Source organism: Pseudoselenomonas ruminis, assembly GCF_008271295.1.
Lineage (GTDB): Bacteria > Bacillota > Negativicutes > Selenomonadales > Selenomonadaceae > Selenomonas_A > Selenomonas_A ruminis.
In genome coordinates, this window is record NZ_VTOY01000001.1 from 144,616 (window position 1) to 164,213 (window position 19,598).

1 protein-coding gene is annotated in these 19,598 nt (G+C 51.5%); it reads left to right on the forward strand.

What is annotated here, in order from left to right; translation table 11 throughout:
* Window positions 1-31: 31 nt before the first annotated feature.
* Window positions 32-19,402 (forward strand): leukotoxin LktA family filamentous adhesin, encoded by a 19,371-nt coding sequence (locus tag FZ040_RS00665; RefSeq protein WP_149170225.1) that lies wholly within the window; start codon window positions 32-34, stop codon window positions 19,400-19,402.
* Window positions 19,403-19,598 lie beyond the last annotated feature (196 nt).

Below are 19,598 nucleotides of genomic sequence, written 5' to 3' on the forward strand. Positions count from 1 at the left end.
AGGATAGACAGCTGGAAAGTGGGGGCTTATTATGGCATACGGATATAAAATCAAAAAAGAGGAAAAGGATTGGAAGCTCAACCCGGTTCCTTTTATGGAGTGGACTCCAAGGAGGGGGCGCAGAAAGTCCCGGGCCAGGATTCGGCAGCAGGAACGCCAGCAAATGCTGCTTTCCCTGACTATGGCAACGGGATTCCTGGCCTATCCCTATGGTATCAGTGAAGCCGCAATTGTTCCCAAAGACAGTGCTGACAGCACGAAAATAACGGTCAATGGAAATGTCTATACGATTAGTCCGCAGGGGACGAATGGCGATTTTGCTTATAACCGGTTTAAGGAATTTGGCTTGGCTGATGGGCAGATTGCCAATCTCTTGTTTGGCAATACCTCTACCCTTGCCAATCTCGTTCATGACAAAATAACCATCAATGGTATTGTCAATGCGGTGCGGAATAGCAATACGACGAATAGTATTGACGGGCACCTTATGTTCCTGAGTCCAAACGGAATTGTTGTGGGAGCATCTGGTGTTATTAATGCTGGGCAGTTTACGGGCATTGTGCCGACCCAAACGGATTTTGACAAGTTATATAATGCAACAGATTCTACGAGTATCACGCTGGATGCTATTAATGGACTCAGCTCCTATGCCAATGACAAAACTATCGATATCAGCGGGCAAATCAACACCCATAGTGGCGTCATGCTGGGGGCGGGCATCATCAATATCCAGGATGGCAGTAAGATTCAGAGCACTAAGGGACTGAATTTTGCCGATTTGGTAAATATACAAAGTGGCGCAAGTGCAGGCTTGGGCAGTCTTTCGGCTGTTGAGGGCAGCGGCGGCGATATCATTCTGACCGCCAGGCAGATATCCGATGTCAAAGATACTAAGACGGAAAACAATGCGCAGACGCCAAATCCCATTCGTTGGCGTGACCGCTCTACGGATCTTTCGGCAGCTGTCAACATAGGGAAGGATTCGGCGGAAAAGGGAGTCAGCATAACCAGCAGTGATGGGGCAGTAAAACTTACGGCAGAGAGTAAAAGCACTTATGAAGACAGTACACCGATGACACTTACGAACACGTTGAAGGATGTCATTCTAGGGAGCGAAGAAACCATTGTCGATGGGCTCATCAACAAACTGGCAGGAAAAGAAGCCGAGGCAAATAAGTATCTCTTTGCCAATTATTCCAATAAGAAGAATAAGTCCGCCGTTAAAATCGGGGAAAAAAGTGAGATTTCGGGCAAGCGTATTGACATTGCTGCTAATTCCACGGTAGAGATTAAGCAGTCTCTGGCTGTGCCTGGGGGCGATGGCAAGAAGGACAGCAATGGCAACACCAAAACGAACGATTCGGTGATGCCGGTGGCGGCAGTAGCGATTTCCCGCGTCTACAACAATGCAGATGTGGTCATTGATGGAAAACTGACGGCTGCGGGAGCCGATGCAGAGGGCAGCGGGATCAAGATTGCGGCCAACGCGGACACGAAAGCGAAGCTTTCTGCTGCCGCCAGTGGCGGCGAGAAGACCTCTGCCGCAGTGGGGGTAGCAGTTCTGAGCGGTGATACTACTGCGAAAGTAACCGTGAATGCTCCGGCAAACGCGGCGGCTCTGACGGCAACGCAGGGCAAAGTGTCTATTGAGTCGGTTACAAACAGTGATATCGATGTCAATGTAAATGCCGTGGGAACCAAGAGCTATGTGGTTTCCAATGTGGGTGTGGCCAATTATGATACCAGTGCTGATGTGGTCATGGAGCGCTCGATTACGGCGGGGGCCGTGGATATCAAGGCGGAGAATAACATTACCGGACTCAAAATGACGGTGGACAATACGGCACAGGAAAGTTCGGGCGGCAGTCAGGGCAAGGATACCTCGGAGTCAACGCCTGAGCAGAAGACGCAGGACGATAATGACGCTACGACAGAGAAAAATAAACCAGCTTCAGGGAAAACCGAGGGCGAGAAGAACAGCGAGAAAAAATCCCTTGACCCCACCAAGGTCCTTAAAGATTCTTCGGTAGATACCACCAATAATACTACGCAGAACAACACGAAATCCCAGGATGCCCAGACCGGCGTCCAGAATGTCAAGGACAAGGTGGAGGGCACGAATGAAGGCGGCAATAATGCGAAGAAAACGACTGCCTTTGGGCTCGGTGCCGCAGTTGGTGTTGTTTCCAATCAAAACGATGCCAATGTCAGTCTGGGGAAGAATGCTGTCATTAACGCTTCGAAGGTGGAAAATTCGGAGACGCTGGACGGCGCTGTCAATGTGGTGGCCAACACCCTTATGACGGCTTCCAAAGAGGCAGAAGACAGCCTGCAGTTCTCGGTAAAAAATACCATGGGCAACGCTAAAGTGGAAATTGGTGCTGCGGTGCTGGTCAGCAATGTGAAGAACAACGCCAAAATCCTGCTGGATAACGAAGGGGAGAAGTCTGCCCAAATCAAGGGAGATGGCGAAACGTCCTTGATTGCTGCTGCAGGTATGGGGGCCTACAAGGCCGACCAAAAGAAAAAAGATGAAAACGGCAACGAATTGAACGAAACGGAAGAAGTAGATAAAAACAGCACCTTGACCTATGCGGTGAGTGCCGAGAATGCGTCGGGGAAAGAAACGCCCACGACTTTTGCCTTGGGCGGCTCCGTGGGCATCAATACCTTGAAGGACAACGCTGTTGTCCTATTGGGGCAAAAGAGCAAGGTAGATGGCTCTGCCATTAAGTTGTCCGCCAATGCTGCTACCAATGCAGCGGGAAAATACGGCACCAAAGATGAAAACAACAAAGTGGGCATCGGCGCCACCGTAGGTCTTCAGAACATCAGTGGCAACAGCCTGGTTATGGCAGGGAAAGGCGTAGAGGTCACGGGGACGGAGTCCGTAAAAGCAAAAGCTGCCAATACCATGGATCTGAAGAATAACGTCCAGAATGCGGGCAAGGGGGATTCCTTTGGTGTTTCCGGTATGGTGGCCCTTTCTTATGGCGACAGCAATAATATTGTGTCCTTGGACGATGAAGCGGTCATCCAGGGGCCCTCGGTCTCACTGGAAGCCGAAAATTCTACCAATGTGGACAATTCCGCCCGCAGTGAGTCGGAAGGCAGCGAAAGCTCCAAGGCCTTCGGCATCGGCGTGGGGATTATTAACTATGACGTGAACAGCATCGCCATGGTGGGCGATAATGGCAGTGGGATAACTGCGCCCACTGGGAATACCACTGATGTGGAAAAGGCCGCGCAAAAGATTTATAAGGACGGGGCTTTGGCACGAGAGATTGCTGGCAGCACCTTGGCCGGGAAATTGGGCGTTAAAACCACCGGCAATGCGAAGGGCAGCATCATCACGGGGGATTTGTCTGTTTCCGCCTTGACCACAGGCATGATCAAGAACGACGCCAAGGCAAAGGCCGTTTCCTCCACCAAAGAGGATAAATCAGAAAATGCCAACGAAAGAACGGATTCCCAGCGATGGACCCAGTGGTCCAGTCAAGGCACGCAGGGAGCAAACGAGGCCAGAAATAACACGGAAAATCTGGAACAGGATAAGGTGACTTCTCAGAATGAGAGCGCGGCGCCTAATGCGTCTGGAGCAGGACAGGAAGCAGGTTCTGCTGCCAACCCGGACGAAACCCCGACGGCGCCTACGGATAATGCAGCTCCTGCGGCCGGTTCGGAGGGAAGCGCAGGTGCCTCCATCGGCATGGAAGGCAGCGTAGCGCTGACCTTCCTGGGCGGCCGGACGGATGCTGTACTGGATAATGTGACAGTGAAAAGCGGAGCAGCTGATTCTGATTTGGTGGATTCTGTTTCCGCTGCTGTTTCTGCCACCGATTTGCTTGGTTCCATCACATTGGGTGGCACGAATAATAAGCATTCCTTGAAAGCGGGCAGTTCTGCCACCAAGGTAGGCATTGGCGGCACCTTCGCCATGAACAGCGAGAACCGCGATGTGGATTCTTTGGTGCGCAATTCTACCCTTGAGAAGGTGGGATACCTTTCCAACTCGGCTGCCAAGATTGGCCTTGAAGTGGCCGCTGGCATGGGCGTAAGTTCCGCTAAGGGCAATGGCACGAATATCAGCGGTGCGGGCGTGGTGTATTACAATAAAGCCAAGCAGGACGTCCATGCCCTTTTAATCAATAATACGGTAACCTCGGATTTCCTAGGCAATGTTTTAGGCCTTGGCATGCTCACCAATGAGGCCACCAGCACGGATTTTCAGATTGCTGGGGGCTTAGCCGCGAATTTAACGAGTGGCTCGAATACCAATGTGGGTGTGGGCGGTGCTGTGGCCATCAGTCAGCTGGAAAACAACTTGTCCAGTGGTATCATCGGCGGCAGCTATGAGAATTTTGCTACAATCGATGTGAATGCCCAGAAGGGGACCACCCAGATTAATGGCGCTGCAGCTGGCGGGAAAAGCGGCTATGGCTTCAATGGCGCTTTTGCTTATGGCAGCGTAAAGAACGAGACCAATGCCTATATTTCGGATGCCGAGGTAGGCGGCATCCTGACTGGCGCAGTCAATGTCAGGGCAGGAGAAGTGCCCGTTGTCAAGAGCCAGGATACCCTCAACAATGAAAACACGGAGCTAAATGACAAGAAAACGGAAGTCGATGGCAAAGAAAAACTTACAGAGAATGCAAAAACACGGTTGAAGGAATCTTTGGAGAAGGGGACAAAAGAAAGCGAAAACAACGCCAAGAAAGGGGCTGAGAATAAGAAACTCCTTGAAGACTCCGGCGTAGACACCACGGGGAAAGTCTATCTTTTAGATGGCGATGAAACATCGACCCTGGACGATGACGTGAAGGATACCGACGAGGGCAAGATTGTAAAAGATGCTGCAGGTGAGGAGAACGATGCCAAAGGCTTGTTGGGGCAGAACCATAGCCTTACCATCACCGCCGCTATGGCTGGCGGCTTAGTTACAGGTGAGGGTTCGGTAGCAGGCAGTGCGGGCATTGCTTACAACTATGTGAAGAACGATATTGCGGCGGACATCAGAAACTCTATCATCACGGCAGATTCCGTAAGCGGCGAGGCGTCCAGCGACTCTCTGATTGTTTCCGTGGGCGCGGGCGTTGCCGTTGGCGGTAAGGCCTTTAACGGTGCTGGTTCCGGCAGTTGGAATGACCTCAAAAACGATACCAAAGTTACTTTTGCCGATAACACAATCCGTGGGAATAAAATCAGTGAAGCGGCGGTCAACGACGCTTCCATCATCAATATTGCGGGTGAAGTGGCAGGCGGCAAGGGCATGGCTATGGGATTGTCGCTGGCCTATAACTCCTTAAACAATACTACCGGGACGTATCTGACGGGCAATGACATTGACACGGAAAATCTCAACAGCCTGCTGGGTGGTGAAAATTCCGTTAAACTGTCGACGGTAAACAAGGGCAAGACACTGGCCGTAGCCGGCGGTGTGGACGTGAATATCAGCCAATCCGTTGTGGGGGCTGTTGGAACTGTGGCTATCAACCGGGGCGTCAGCAATACAGAGAGCATTATCGATGGCAAGAAGGAGGGAGGCACGGTCACCAACACGACGCTGGATGACATTAAGTCACTTTCGGTTACCGCAGAGGAACTGACGAAAAAGACTACTGTGGCGGGGGGCATATCCGTCGGCGGCAAAAAAGTGGGCATCGGCGGGGCCGTGGCCTATACAGCCATTGGTTCTTCCGGCTCTGCGGACAAAAAGGAAAAGCTGCGGGCCGAAATCAACCATGCCGATATCACCACCACCGCGGACGGCACGATCGAAGTTTCCACCAAGGACAGCCAGACGGAAGGGACGGAGACGAATAAATCCCGTATTACCACGGTGGGTGCTGGTCTCGGCGTGGAATGGGGGAGCAATTTGTTTAACCTGCAGGGAGCAGCTGCGGTATCTGATATCTATAAAGACAGCCGGGCTTCCCTGAACAACACCAATATCAATAAGGATAACGCGGATGCGCATCCAGCCATTGAGGTGGTGGCGGATACCAAGAGCAAAATAAACACCGTGGGTGCTGTGGGCAATGTTTCGGTATCCGGCAAGGTCACGGGAACGGTGGGCTTGGCCATCAACCGCATGGATCTGGACACCAAGGCAGAAATGGCGACGGATGACGGGAAGACTACGAAGGTCAACGCGGGCCTGACCAAGGTGCGTGCCATCGGCGATGGCGATATCCATTCCGTGGGAGTAGGGGGAACTGTGTCCGTAGGCGAGTTCGTTACCGCCGCAGGCTCCGGCAGCTACAACTATATCGGCAATGATGTGGATGCCATCATCAAGAATCAAAATGTCATTTCGAATAGCAGCGTGGGCGTAGTGGCTCAAGGTGACGACCGTCTCTATAATTTCGCTGGTGGCTTTAACATCGGCATCAACACCAGGGCAGCGCTGGGAACGTCAGTTTCCACCAACAAGATTTCCGGCAATACCAACGCCTTGGTAAGCGGCGGCTCCCTGGTGGCTGCTGACATGGGGGCTATTGAAGTCACCCGTCCGCAGGATGCCAATCTCTTTAATGTGGATAGTCTGGACCTTACCACGGACCGGCAGCGTCTCAGTGCAAACCGCCAATCGGAAAGCAAGACTGGTATTGTGGTGGACAGCTCTGCCACCCATACGATTATTTCCCAGCTGGCTTCCGGTGGCGTGGCGGCATCCAGCACCATCGGCCTGAATCTCGCCGGTACGGTGAACATCAATACCATCAAAGGGGAAACTACGGCCAAAATTCAGGATGCGGATCTCAATTCCGCGGACCAGCATTCGCATGTCAACGTAAATGCCGTAGATTATACGAATTTCGGCTCCTTTACGGGTACGCCGGCTATTGGTGCTGGAGCGGCGTTAGGTGTCTCCCTTGGTGTGTCTGCCAACTGGGAGACTTATGACCGCACGACAGAGTCAGAGATTTCGTCGACTTCTATTAACGCAAAGAAGAATGTGTATGCCAAGAATCTGACCGTGGATGCAACGGCCAAGCACGGTTCTTCGGCCCTGTCCTTTGCGGCGGCTGCTGGCGGCGGCAAAGTGGGAGTTGCTTCCGGCGACAGCATCATGCGCCATACGAATACGAGCACGGTTGGTGCCAAACTGGACAAGGTGAATGCTGTCTTTGACGGCAAGGCGGAAGTCAAGGCCGAGCATCTCGGCAACAGCCATACGCAGAATATCGCGGCAAGTGTTGCTGCTGGCATGGCCGCCGTGGCGGCAGGGGCAGGTGTGTCCGTTATCGACGACACCTCAACCGTAAAGGCAGAGGTAAGCAATAGCAGTCTGAAAGCAAAGAGCAGCGAAGACGGCAGGGATATCGCTGTCTTGGCGAAGAACGAAAACAACTGGAAGAACACGCTGGTCACGGCCAGCTTAGGTGCTGGCATTGGCGCGGGGCTGGCTGCCAATGTGGGTATCTACAATACCACTGGCGAGACCGCAGCTGTGGTGAACAAGAGTGAGCTTGAAGCTGCAAACGTCAATGTAAATGCCACGGATAAGCTGACGGCTCATGCCACGGGCGGCGTGGGGGCCGGCGGTGTTGGCGGTGTCGGCGTGGCCGTCGCACTTAACAATATCAACAGCAGCGTCAGTGCCCATGTGGCTGGCGGCTCCGTTAAGGCGGCGAAGGATATCGACGTGAAAGCGGAAGAAGTGCGCGACTTTGACAGCAGCGTGACAGGAGCTTCTGCAGGCGGCCTTGGTGTTGGGGTAAATGTGGCCGTCACTTCCATCAACAAGGGTATCACGGATGCCCAGCTCAGCAATGCTGCCGATGAAAACGGCAAAACAGGAGTCAATGCGACGACGCAAAATGAGATTCTTACCCATCTAAATAGCGTGAACAATGCCAAAGGCGTCCTTGGCGACAGCCAGGCAAAATTCTATGGCATGAATGCAGAGGGCAGGAACGATCTTGAAGCGGCCAGAAATGTGAAAGTAGACCTTTCTACGCCCAAACTTGAAGAGCCGAAGGACGATGCCGTGTATACCAAGAGGCAGGGCGTACACACGGAAATCAGCCAGAATGCTTCTCTGCTGGCGGGCAATAATGTCAATGTGACGGCTAAGGACACCAGCGACATTTTCGCGAGAAATATCGGCGTTACTGCGGCTGGTACGGCGTCTGTGAACGTCACAGATGCCATCATCCATACAAACTACGACACCGATGTGTCCATTTCCAGTGCCGCTATCGAAGGCAGGAATGTGGCGGTCAACGCTTTGCAGACCCAGGCGGGCAACGGTTCAGAGGTCAAAGTGACGGCAGTTACCGTGGGCGCCCTGGGTGGCGTGGGCGTTGGCTACGCGGGCATCGTCAACAAGGGCGCGGCGGATGTCAATATCGCGAACAGTACCATTAAAGCCACGGGCAGCGAAAAAAATGACAAAGGGATTACCGTCAATGCTAAGGACGAGAGCAAGCATAAAGCGGAAATTCTCAGCGTAGGAGTCGCTGCGTTGAATGTCACCACCACCTTTGCCAGCGTGGAAAATAAGAGCAATGTGGGGGCAGCTTTTGGTGGGACGAATAATATTTCCGCGGCTAAGGACATCACTATTGACGCTAAGAAAGCCAATATGTTGAATGCCCATACCCAGGGTGTCGGCGTGGGCGGCGTCAATGTGGCGGTCAATCATGCCACCATTGAAGATGAGGGGACTGCTGCGGCCAAAATCACGGGCACCGATGGCAGCTTCACGGCGAAATCTTTCCATTTGGGTGCAGCCAATGACACTACGGCTAAGCTCAGCGCAGGGAATACGGCTGTATCCGTTCTCGGCGTGAGCCGGATGCGGGGCAAAGGCGTCATGACTATGGGCGCCGAGGTGGATGTGGCTGGCGGCATCTTTAATGCTGGAACGGTGGAGTTTGTCTCCCAGCTCGGAACTGCTAATGGCCGCACCTTGGAAGGTAATGTCAAGGGACATAATATCTCGGCGGTGGCCGTGGCTCCGGATGCGGTAATTCTGAATACCGAGGCCACTTCCAAAGTCAATGTGAAAAACAGCAGCTTTGCGGAAGATACCGACCTCATTCTGGACAATGAATCCTATGTGGATCGCAAGGCCTATATCTATGGGGTAACGGCAGGTGTAGTAGCTGTTGGCAACACCAGTGCGGACATCAGTGGCAAGGAGACGATGGAAAGCACTCTTATGGGGAAAGAAGAAGTCACGAAGCTAAACAGCCTGCAGGTCCTTACCTATGGCGAGAATAAGGGCAAGGCGTTTGCCGATGCGGGCGGTGGCGGCCTCGTAGGCTACGTGGGCGCTCATGTGGACAACAAATCGACGAATAACCTTACCAGTACCTTGGGCGGCAAGTGGGAGGCAGCGGGCGATGTCTACCTTATGGCGGCTCAGGCTGACGAGGTGCGCCTGACGGCTTCGGAAGGTCATGGCGGCGTGGCTGGTGTAGGCGGTACCAGCGTGGATAATACCATCACCACCACCACCAAGGATGTGATAGCTGACAATACGGAAATTACCAGCGACCGCATCCATGTGGGGACCGATAATACAGTCACCACTGGAGCTTATGACGATACCGACTCCAAGGGCAACAAAGATGTGCAGACCTATACCTTGAAAGACCATTTCGGCGGTGTCATTTCCGGCAACCGTCTGCGCAGCCTGCTGGATCTTACGGAAACGGGCGTCATCAATATCGGCAAAAATGCAAAGATTACGACCAACAATCTGCAGGAGTACGTTGCTTCCTCCCAGAACAATCTGACGAATCTGGTGCAGGCTAAGGGGGGCGGTGCCATTGTGGTTACCGACGCCGTTAGCGAGCTGGATATTGATGTCAATAATAAAGTGAATGTGGATACGGGGGCGGTTTTAAGCAATGAAAAATCAGCCTCTACCGAGGATATTGTTCTGGCTGCCTATGACAATCAAACGCTGAAATCCCATGTGGATGGCACGGTCTATGCCGGAGTGGTCAGCCCGATAGTGGCGAAGAACAACATCGACATGAACCGCAGGAGTGATGTTACGGTAGCGGGGACGATTGAGAGCGGTTCGAATGTGGGCCTTTATGCCGGAGCCAATAAAGCCGGTGTCCTGTCTAATTTGAACGTGGACCTCAAATCCGGTGCTTATAACTATTCCGTTATTCCCGTCACGGTACCCAGGGTGACGTATGACCTCACCGCTGACAAGGGCACGGTAAATGTCAGTGGCGATGTGCATTCCACTCGGGACATCAATGTTATTGCCAGTGGTGGCAAGGAAGAAATTGTCAAGGACGAAAGCCTTTGGAACTGGGCCAAAGGCGGCTCCAGCACCGATAAGAAATTCCTGACCTCTGATGCGGCTACGGGAACTGAGAGCGATGCAGAGATGCGAAAGAGTACGGTCAATGTGACCGGAGCCCTTATCGCAGGCACTTCTGCTCCTATCAATATAACAATCCATGGTTCCGTGGCTGGCGGATTGGAATATACGGCGGATGATAATGTCCCCAATCAACGGGTATTGCAGGGCATCACCCAGGGGACTTTTGACTATGCCAACACCTTAGGCGACCGTCTAAGAGAACTGGAAAAATTGATTGCTGCCTATAACGGCGATAGTAGCAAAATGGCGGCTTATATCGCTGAGCGCGGCAGAATCCAGAGCGAGATGGAGCGCCTAGGGCTGGTGGAGAAGGACGATAACGGCAATATTGTACAATATCTCAATTCCGGACGTTCGGTTTACTATGTGGAGATTCCGGATATTGCCACCAGTGGCGGCAATATCAATGTGACGGCCAACGACTTTATTGGCACCGGAAAACTCCATGCCAATTCGGCACCTTCCATCACCATCGAAAATAAATCCGATGCTTATCTGAAGCTCAACAACATCCTTATGGGCGAGCAGGGCGGCAGCATTGTCTACAACGGCTTTGGGGCTCATCTGCAGGGAACTGTCATTCCGCCGAGTGTGGCTGATGGCAACAAGAAAATCAACGAAATGAACCGCAACGAGGATGGTACCAAGTGGGCTGAGTTTAGTGAAATCTACGGTGTTACGGACAACCGGGCAGCTGGTCTTTCGGTGCAAAATACCAAAACCTTTAGCGGGGATAAGACCAGTACCCTCGTTCTGACGCCGCAGCTGGAGCAGGAAATCGAAAGCAGCGATATGACGGCTGATGAGAAGGCTGAAGCCAAACAGGCCATACGGGATGGCAAGATGAAATATACGGCCCTCACCGATGTGGAGGTAAATGGCAAAATCAGCAATTTCTATGGCAATGTGACCATCAACAATCTCAGTGGGGATATCCGCATCAGCGGTGGCACCAAGGACCGGCCTGCCGGGGTAAAGGGAAATACGGTTACGCTTACGGCTGCCAACGGTACCATTGCTCAGGATTACAAGGAGGGGATTGTCAATATCAACGGCGACCCCGAGAAGTATTTGGCGGAGAAAGCTGCCGAAATGAAAAATACTCTTGGCATGAGTACCGTGAACAATGATGCAAAGGATAAGACCGAAAGCTATCAGCGTTCGGAAAGCTCTAATGCGGCCACGGGCTATATTGCCGGTCGTGATATCTATGTATCCGCTGCCAATGTCAATGTGAACGGCCTCATTCAGAGCGGCTACAAGAAATACGAAGCCACGGTGACGGAGACTCAGCTGACTGTGGCGAAACAGCGTCCAGCCACCCGGGCAGCTGTTATCCAAAACCGTACGATGTATAAGGTGAATGATGGCGGTGCTAAATGGAATGACACGGACAAAGTCTTTGACTATGTGCCGCAGGTTTATTGGGATCCTTCCACCAACAAGCTGGTGGTGGAGGACATCGACACCCAGGGGGGCAAGGTCTATCTGACGGGCAAGATTGCCAGCACTGGCGATGGCCGCATAATGGCAGCGGATGGTGCTGCGGAAATCTCTGTAATTAATGAGACCAGTCTGGATATGAACGTGGGCAATGTCCTCAATAATCAGCGGGAAGGTGTTATCACCATTGCCGATACGGCCAAGGATACCTGGACCGAGTATAAGAAAGGGCAGACCCGTACCATTGCGAACTATGCCGATTATTTGAAGAATCACGCGGGCGATAGTGATATCTATGCCGGTGCCGCGGTGAACTCCAATAACGGCCTGTCCATTGGTAATAATTTGACTTACGCGGTAAAAGACAATCAGACCTATACGTGGATTAATGGTAAGAGCGTTGAGACCACCAGAACCTATGAACACTATGTACGCAAAGGCATGTGGGGCTTGGTGAAGACAGCGGATGAAAACGAGCTGAAAAGCTGGGCACAGTCGTCTACCCCAATCGACACGAGTACGGCAAAGGAATTAGGACTGCCTGAAGGTGCTGTTATCATGCAGGACAGCAGCAATGTTCCGGAAAGCGGCAAGCTTCGTCTGGATGGTCAAACCCAGAAACTGGAGGAAAGAACTTTTGGCCATGATCATTGGGTAACCCGCTCCGGATTCCTGGGCTGGTTCAAACATATTCATGACCGGTGGAAGGTCGGAACCTCCACCATCCAGCTTTATAACTATACCCTGAATGCTTCCCAACCGATTGAGATTGGTCTGCTTGGGGCTGAGAAGGGCAGTATCGATATCAAGAGCACCAACGTTAATGGCGGCAGCATCAATCTGACGGGCAATGTGGCTAACTCCCATAATTTAGCAGAGCTGAATGTAAGCTCCAAGGCGGGGGGCATTTTCCAAAACGACGGCACTACCTTGAAGAGTGAGATTGTGAATCTGACGGCCAAAGACGATATCAAAAATATCCATATCACTTCGCTCGGCGCGAAGGATGGAAGCAATGTGTCGGACAACATCAAGCTCAGTGCCATTTCCACGGGTAAGGGGGATATCGACATTACCGCTATGGGCGGCCTGTTGAATAATCAGTCCCTGCCAGGAAATGTAGAAATCGTGGCGCTGAAGAGTCAGAATGGCAATGCCGTTTTCAAAAATGACGCGGCCCTTGGGGATGTAACCCTCAATGCGGCGGGAAATATCACCCAGCCGGATAACTCCGTCAGGGTAGAGGGCCGGGCGATTAATTTGACCAGCAATAACGGTGGTATCGGCAAAGCAGAGCAGGCTATCCAGCTTGTGGCTTCGGATTTGGCTTATGCCACGGACCGCTACGGTGCCCAGGTAAACGCTAGTGCCAAGGGCAGCATCTATCTGACTGAGACTGCAGCTGGCGGCAATATGCGCGTGGGCAGGATTGAATCGAGAGAAGGAGATGTGACGCTGACCGTGGCCAATGGCGGTTTTATTGATGCACTTCCCAGCGATGATAAATCCGGTTCCGTGGACAGCGTGGACGAAATGGTGCATCGCTGGATTGATGCGGGAGTCATTGATGGCGAAAAGGATGCACAGGGCAGCTATACCTACAAGGGGGCGTATATCGAAGGGCTGGAGAAAGCGCGTGACGATTACAAGGCGAATATCGAAGCTGTTTATGACGTTCAGAACGGGGGCAAGACCCAGGAACAGTGGAGTGCCGACTACCAAGCGTACAGGAATTCGTACGACGACTACGTTGCCAATAGGGAAAAATATGCAAACTATGAAAATCTCTCGCCGGAAGAGCGTCAGGAATTGGATGCCAACAATCCTGGCGGCTATGCGAATTATAAGCAGTTCTCCGCACAGAAGGCTGCTTATGATTCATACCTTGCCAATAAGGAGCGTTTCGCCAATCTTTCTGTAAGTGAACGTGAGGCTTTGGAGGCAAATGGTGACAGTGATTACAAGGCGTATCAGTATTATTCCCAGTTTGGCAACGCTACGGCAGACGAGTATTTGCAGACGAATACCGTATCGTACAAGTATTCTCAATATGCCGATGCCAATGCTTATCTGGAGGCGGATGCCAAATATCAGGATTTGCTGACTAGGGCAGCTAATCCTACCTTTGAATGGACGAAAGACATGATGCTCTATGCTGTCAGCGATAAACTGGTAAATCCCGATGGTGGCAGCAGCAACCAGACAGACCGGGCGGCCAATGTCCTGGGACGGAATGTTACCCTGTCTGCAGCCAAGGGCGCAGTGGGTACTTTTACCGACCAGTCTGCAACAATTACGGTGGATGAACTGACAGGCAATAATAGCATTGCCAAGATGAAAGAGCTCATGAATGTGGATGCTGTTGATGTTACGGCTCATCGGGATGCAAATGGCAATCTCCTGTCCTTTGAGATAAAGGGCAATATGCCTTTGGGCGTGAAGGCCAGCGGTACGCTGAACGTTCAGGCAGGGGGCAATATCTCCGTGGCTGGCCGCAAGGACGCAGACGGGGAGAATTCTGCCATCAACGTGGGAACTATTGATGCCACCAAGAACAGTGCAACCGGTGACGTGCGCCTGCATTCCGATAAGGGAATCTATAACGCCAATAATGCAGATGATGCCAATATTACTGGCAAAAATCTGATTCTCACTGGCGGTAAGGAGAGCATCGGCACTGCGGATAAACCGCTGGCTGTTTCCCTTTCCGGGGATTTGACCGAAGCCAGAGCGGATAAGAATGTGTTCATCAAAAACGTGAACAATGAGGATTTCCTCCGCTTGGGCGCTCTGTACGCAGGGGATACCCTTTCCCTGGACAGCGAAAAAGGCTTTACGATGAGCAATGCGAATGAAGATATTGCGGCTTCTTATATCAATGCAGGAAAGATGTTGGTATTCCAGACGAATGCAGCTACCGGCATGGTAGGTGAGGCAGATAATGCCATCCGCATCCTCAACGACCGTGCGCCGGTAAATATCGCGGCTAAGTCCGCCTATATACGGGGCATGGGAAGCCTGGCTCTGGGGATCCAAAACGGTACGCTGGTTCTTGGAAACATCGATACGAAAGATGTGTTTATCGCAGAAAGCGATGGCTCTATTGCCGTGGGCCAGGAGGAAGAAAAGAACAGTGGTGGAACGGTTGTGAAACCTAGGGTAGCAGGTGCCATCAAGACCGGTGGAATTGCGACGCTTTCTGCTGCTGATGATTTGACGCTGAATGGTATGGTAACGGCAGGTGATCTTGAAAATGCGAAGACAACGCTGTCCTTGAAAGCGGGGAGCGGAAGCATTACCCAGACAGCCAAGGGAGCAATCACCGCTGATAAGGTCGAGACCATCAATGAAAAATCCCTGCTGCTGGAAAACGAGAACAATCGGTTCAATACCATTACCGTAGACAGCGGCAGCACGGCAAATATTGCCGGCGATGTGAAAATCAAGGATAATGCTGACGGGTTGACGGTCAAAATCAATCAGAATGTGGCTGGGGATATCTCTGTCCAAAATCTGCGCGAGAATGGCACTTTGACCAATGCGGAGAACTTTACCGCCACGGGCAAGATTGCCCTCAGTGCGAACGGCAATCTTACGCAAGCGGCGAATACGGTCCTTACGGCGGGCAAGGATGTGGAACTGACTTCGGTAAATGCCGGTATAAAACAGAATGCCAATACAGGTATCTTGGCGCAAACGGTTATCACTACCAGTGCACAGGGCGTAGACTTGCAAGGCGAAGGCAATCAGTTTGAGGTGCTTGCGGTGCACGGTACCAATGCGAATGCTCCCCTTCAGGGCAGCGTTTCGGTATTGGATAACGCGGATAAACTGGAACTTTCTGTTCAGCTGGTCGTTAATGGCGATATTGCCGCAGAAAATCAAAAAGCTAACGGCGTGCTTCAGGTCGGCTCGGAACTTCAGGCAACAGGCAATGGAGCGGACGTCAAGGGGAATATCGTGCTGAAATCCGACGGTAGTTTGCAGACGGACAAGAAGCTCACAGCAGCCAATAATGTGCAGCTAACCTCCGCAATGGGGGACGTAGCAATCAACGGCGACGTTTCTACTTCTTGGGGACAAATTCCTGAGATAAATGATGAGACATTGGCACTGGAAGGAGAGTACAACTCCCTGACCATCCGTGCGGGTGGTGCCATCAGAGAAGCAGCTGGTGTGGTCATTGATACGCCTGTGGTAGAAACTTATAGTGGGAAAGACGTGTCCTTGGAAAGTAAAAATAATCTCTTTTCCACTTTCCTGGCTGAAGCTTTGCCGGGCAGTGAGAGTATCAATGGCAGCGTCAAGGCCGCCACCAGCTATTTCAAAAATAAAGAAGAGGATACCTTTACGATAGGCCTTGGTGCAAGCATCCAGGGAGATGCGGAATTCACCAATCATCACAAGGAGGGAGATTTGGGACTTCTGATATGGAAGCCAGAAGACGAAAGTGAAAAAATCCAGGTCCTTGGCGGACAAGGTGCCAAAGGCACCTTGTCACTCAAAGCGGGGAAGGACGTTGCTATATTGGGTGATGCCAATGCAGCGCATGACATTGTGATCGATTGTGTAGGCGGCTCCTTGTACGGCCTTGGCAAAGGCATGGCGGCAGGAAATGATGTCCGCGTGACAGCAGGAGATGCAGTTTATTATATCGGAACCATCAATGCAGTAAACGATATCGACATTCAAGTGAAAGCCTTGAATGCTAATCCGGAAGATAATGGCATTTACATCGGAGTCATCCCAGACGGTGAGAATCGGCAGACTTTGCTGGAGGCGGGACATGAGGCTCATTTCCAAGTGGGCGGCGACGGGAATCTGCAACTGTATGGTGACATTGTTGCCCAAAAGGATGTTGCAGCGAATATTTCCGGCACGGGCAATATTCTCATTGATGGTGCTGTCATTTCCAAGGAAGAAAGTGTATCGGTGCAGACAAACGAAGGACACATTTTCATCGGTACCGATAAGAATCCGGATGAAGAAACCATTAAGGCGAAAAAAAATGTTATGGTGGGAACCAACCTTGGCGTGATCTATATCTTGGGCAAGACGATCACCCAGAACGGGGATATCAGCATGAAAGCTGGACAGGAGACCTATGAAGAAGGCGCAGAACATGGCAATTTCATCATCCGCGATGATGGCCAGCTGCTTTCCGGCGGAGGCATTGGCCTTTACGGACGCAATGGCGATATCCATATTACGGACGATCTTCAGGCCCAAAAGGGCATTAGCGTCCACATTGCGGAGCAGGGAAATATCTTCTTTGACCGGGATGTGTCTGTCACGAATAACGTCGACATTTCCACGGATAAAGGAAATATCACCGTGGGACATATCGTCAACTCGGACGAGGAAACGGTACGCTTAAAGGCCGAAACGGGCGATATTCTGGTAGGCAAAGACATCACTGCTGGCAAAGATATTGCCATTTTGAGCAAACAGGGAAATATTGTTGTCGGCGATACGACTACAGGCGATGATGGTGATGTTCTCGCCAAGGCAGGCAATGTATTAATCCAGACGGGTACGGGAAATGTCGGTATTGTGAAGACCGTGACCGCTCAGGCGGGCAGCATCGATATTGCCTCCGGGCAGGGCGATATCCTTATCGGCAATAACGGACCGGATGTGAAGACCGTAACGGCCAGGGATAATATTACCCTCACGGCTGAAGACGGGAAGATTGTTGTCTATGGTAAAACCTCGACGGAAAATGGCGACATTTCGCTGACGGCTCATCGGGAGAATTACCTTGCCGGTGAGGAAAACAGTTCCTTTATTATCGACCAGAATGGTAAATTGGAAGCCGGCAAAGCACTCCATTTGAATGTCGGCAATGGTGACTTGCATGTTTCTGACCGCATCCAATCGAAGAAAGACCTGGCGACTGAGATAGTGGGAAAAGGCAGTGTCTACTTTGATACGGATGTAGATGTTGATGGTAAGGTAACCGTGAAAGCGGACGAGGGCGATATTTATATTGGTCATGATGTTCAGGCCAAAGGCGATATTGCCATGACGATCAATACGGGAACGATTCAGGTGGGAGCTGCGGTAAATGCTGCAAGCGGTAATGTGAATCTTGCCACCAAACAGGGGGATATCGACATTGGCAAGGAAGTGCGGGCTGAAACAGGCAGCATCGGTATCCAAACAGGAACGGGCAGTGTCACAATTGGCAACAACGGGCCTGATGTGGAAACTGTTACTGCGCAGGAGTCAATTAATGTTGGCGTGAATGTTGGTCAGGTCAAGATTTACGGAAAGACCAGTACGAAGGCTGGAGATATCGCTATGAGTGCCGGGGCAGACCAATATACACCGGGCATACAGAATTTTATTATCGAGCAGAACGGGCTGTTAGAATCCGGCCAGGATATTTACCTGACGGGCCGTAACGGTGACCTGCGTGTGACGGATGCCATTCAGGCGAAACGGGATTTGTATGCAAAAGTCCTTGAGGAAGGCAGCGTATCCTTCGATAAAACGGTGACCTTAAGGGGAAATGTCGAAGTGAATACCGATGCTGGACAGATTGCCATTGAAGGGCAAGTCGATGCTAGTTCGGTAGATCTGTCTACCCAGCAGGGGAATATCGCTGTTGGTGGAAAGATTGCATCGGAGACGCTGGTTAACCTCAATGTAGGGACTGGCAATATAACGGTACAAAGTATTGAGGCCGGAGGCGATGTCAACATGGCGGTGCAGAACGGAGATATCCAGATGCACGATGTGACTTCGGCTGGAGATGTAACCGTCTTGAACAGCGGCAGTGGATCCATTACTGGTAACGATATTGTAGCAGCAGGAATTACGCATGTGGAATTAACGCATGGAGATCTTTTCCTGAATCTGGCAGAAGGCAAAGCCGTATTGTTGCGGATGGAAGACAATACAGAAGCATCCCGTGTCAACAAAATCCTAGCCGAGGCAAGTGGCGATTCGAGCGCTGATGTTACCATGACGGGCAATTTCATCCAAATCGGTTCACTGGCTGCAAGGTCAGACGACGCGGTGTTCCAGCTTTCGGCTACAGGCGCAGGAAATGAGCGGCTTATTGCCGGCGATTTCACAGTGGAAAGCTTGTCTTCGAAGCATGGTACCCAGCTGCCGCAGCTTTGGACGAATCGCGGCTATGTCCATGTGGATGAGGGTGACTTTGCGCTGCAGGATGTATTAGCTAAGGATAAGATTCATCTGGACAATGCGCAGACCGATTTGGCAATTTATGGACGCATTCCTACCAAGGATGGAGAGCAGCTGGTCTACTGGAACAATTTGGGCATGGCTTATAGCAAAGAGCGGGCCTTCAATCTGTATACGAACGGAAGGCTTCGGACCAGCTGGGCTGTTCTGGTTGACGCTAACAGGAATTATGGCAAGCTCTATGGAGACAACCTCAGCGTAGTGGATATGATGCGTGAGCGGCTGACCAATACGAAGGGGAAATTCACGTTTGACAGCGCGATGCTGACAGACCCAAGCAAAGCGCTGCGAGAGTGGTCATGGTTGGATATTGCGCCGATGAGTAATGCAATTGGGCAGCAGAATGCAGGCAAGGGGGAAATTATAGTAGAAAACGAAGGCGTATAGAAGACGTAAGCGGCGATGATAACTGAGACGCTAATTGAAAAGTGCTGGTACTAGCGCAACAACGCTCCTGAGGGATTAACTTCAGGAGCGTTGTTATTTGGATATTGTTGGGGAAAAGCAGGAAAGTTTTTAGCAAGCGTAGAATTTCAATTAAGAGAAAATTTATATTTTTATTGCAACGACTGAGGAAAAGGAG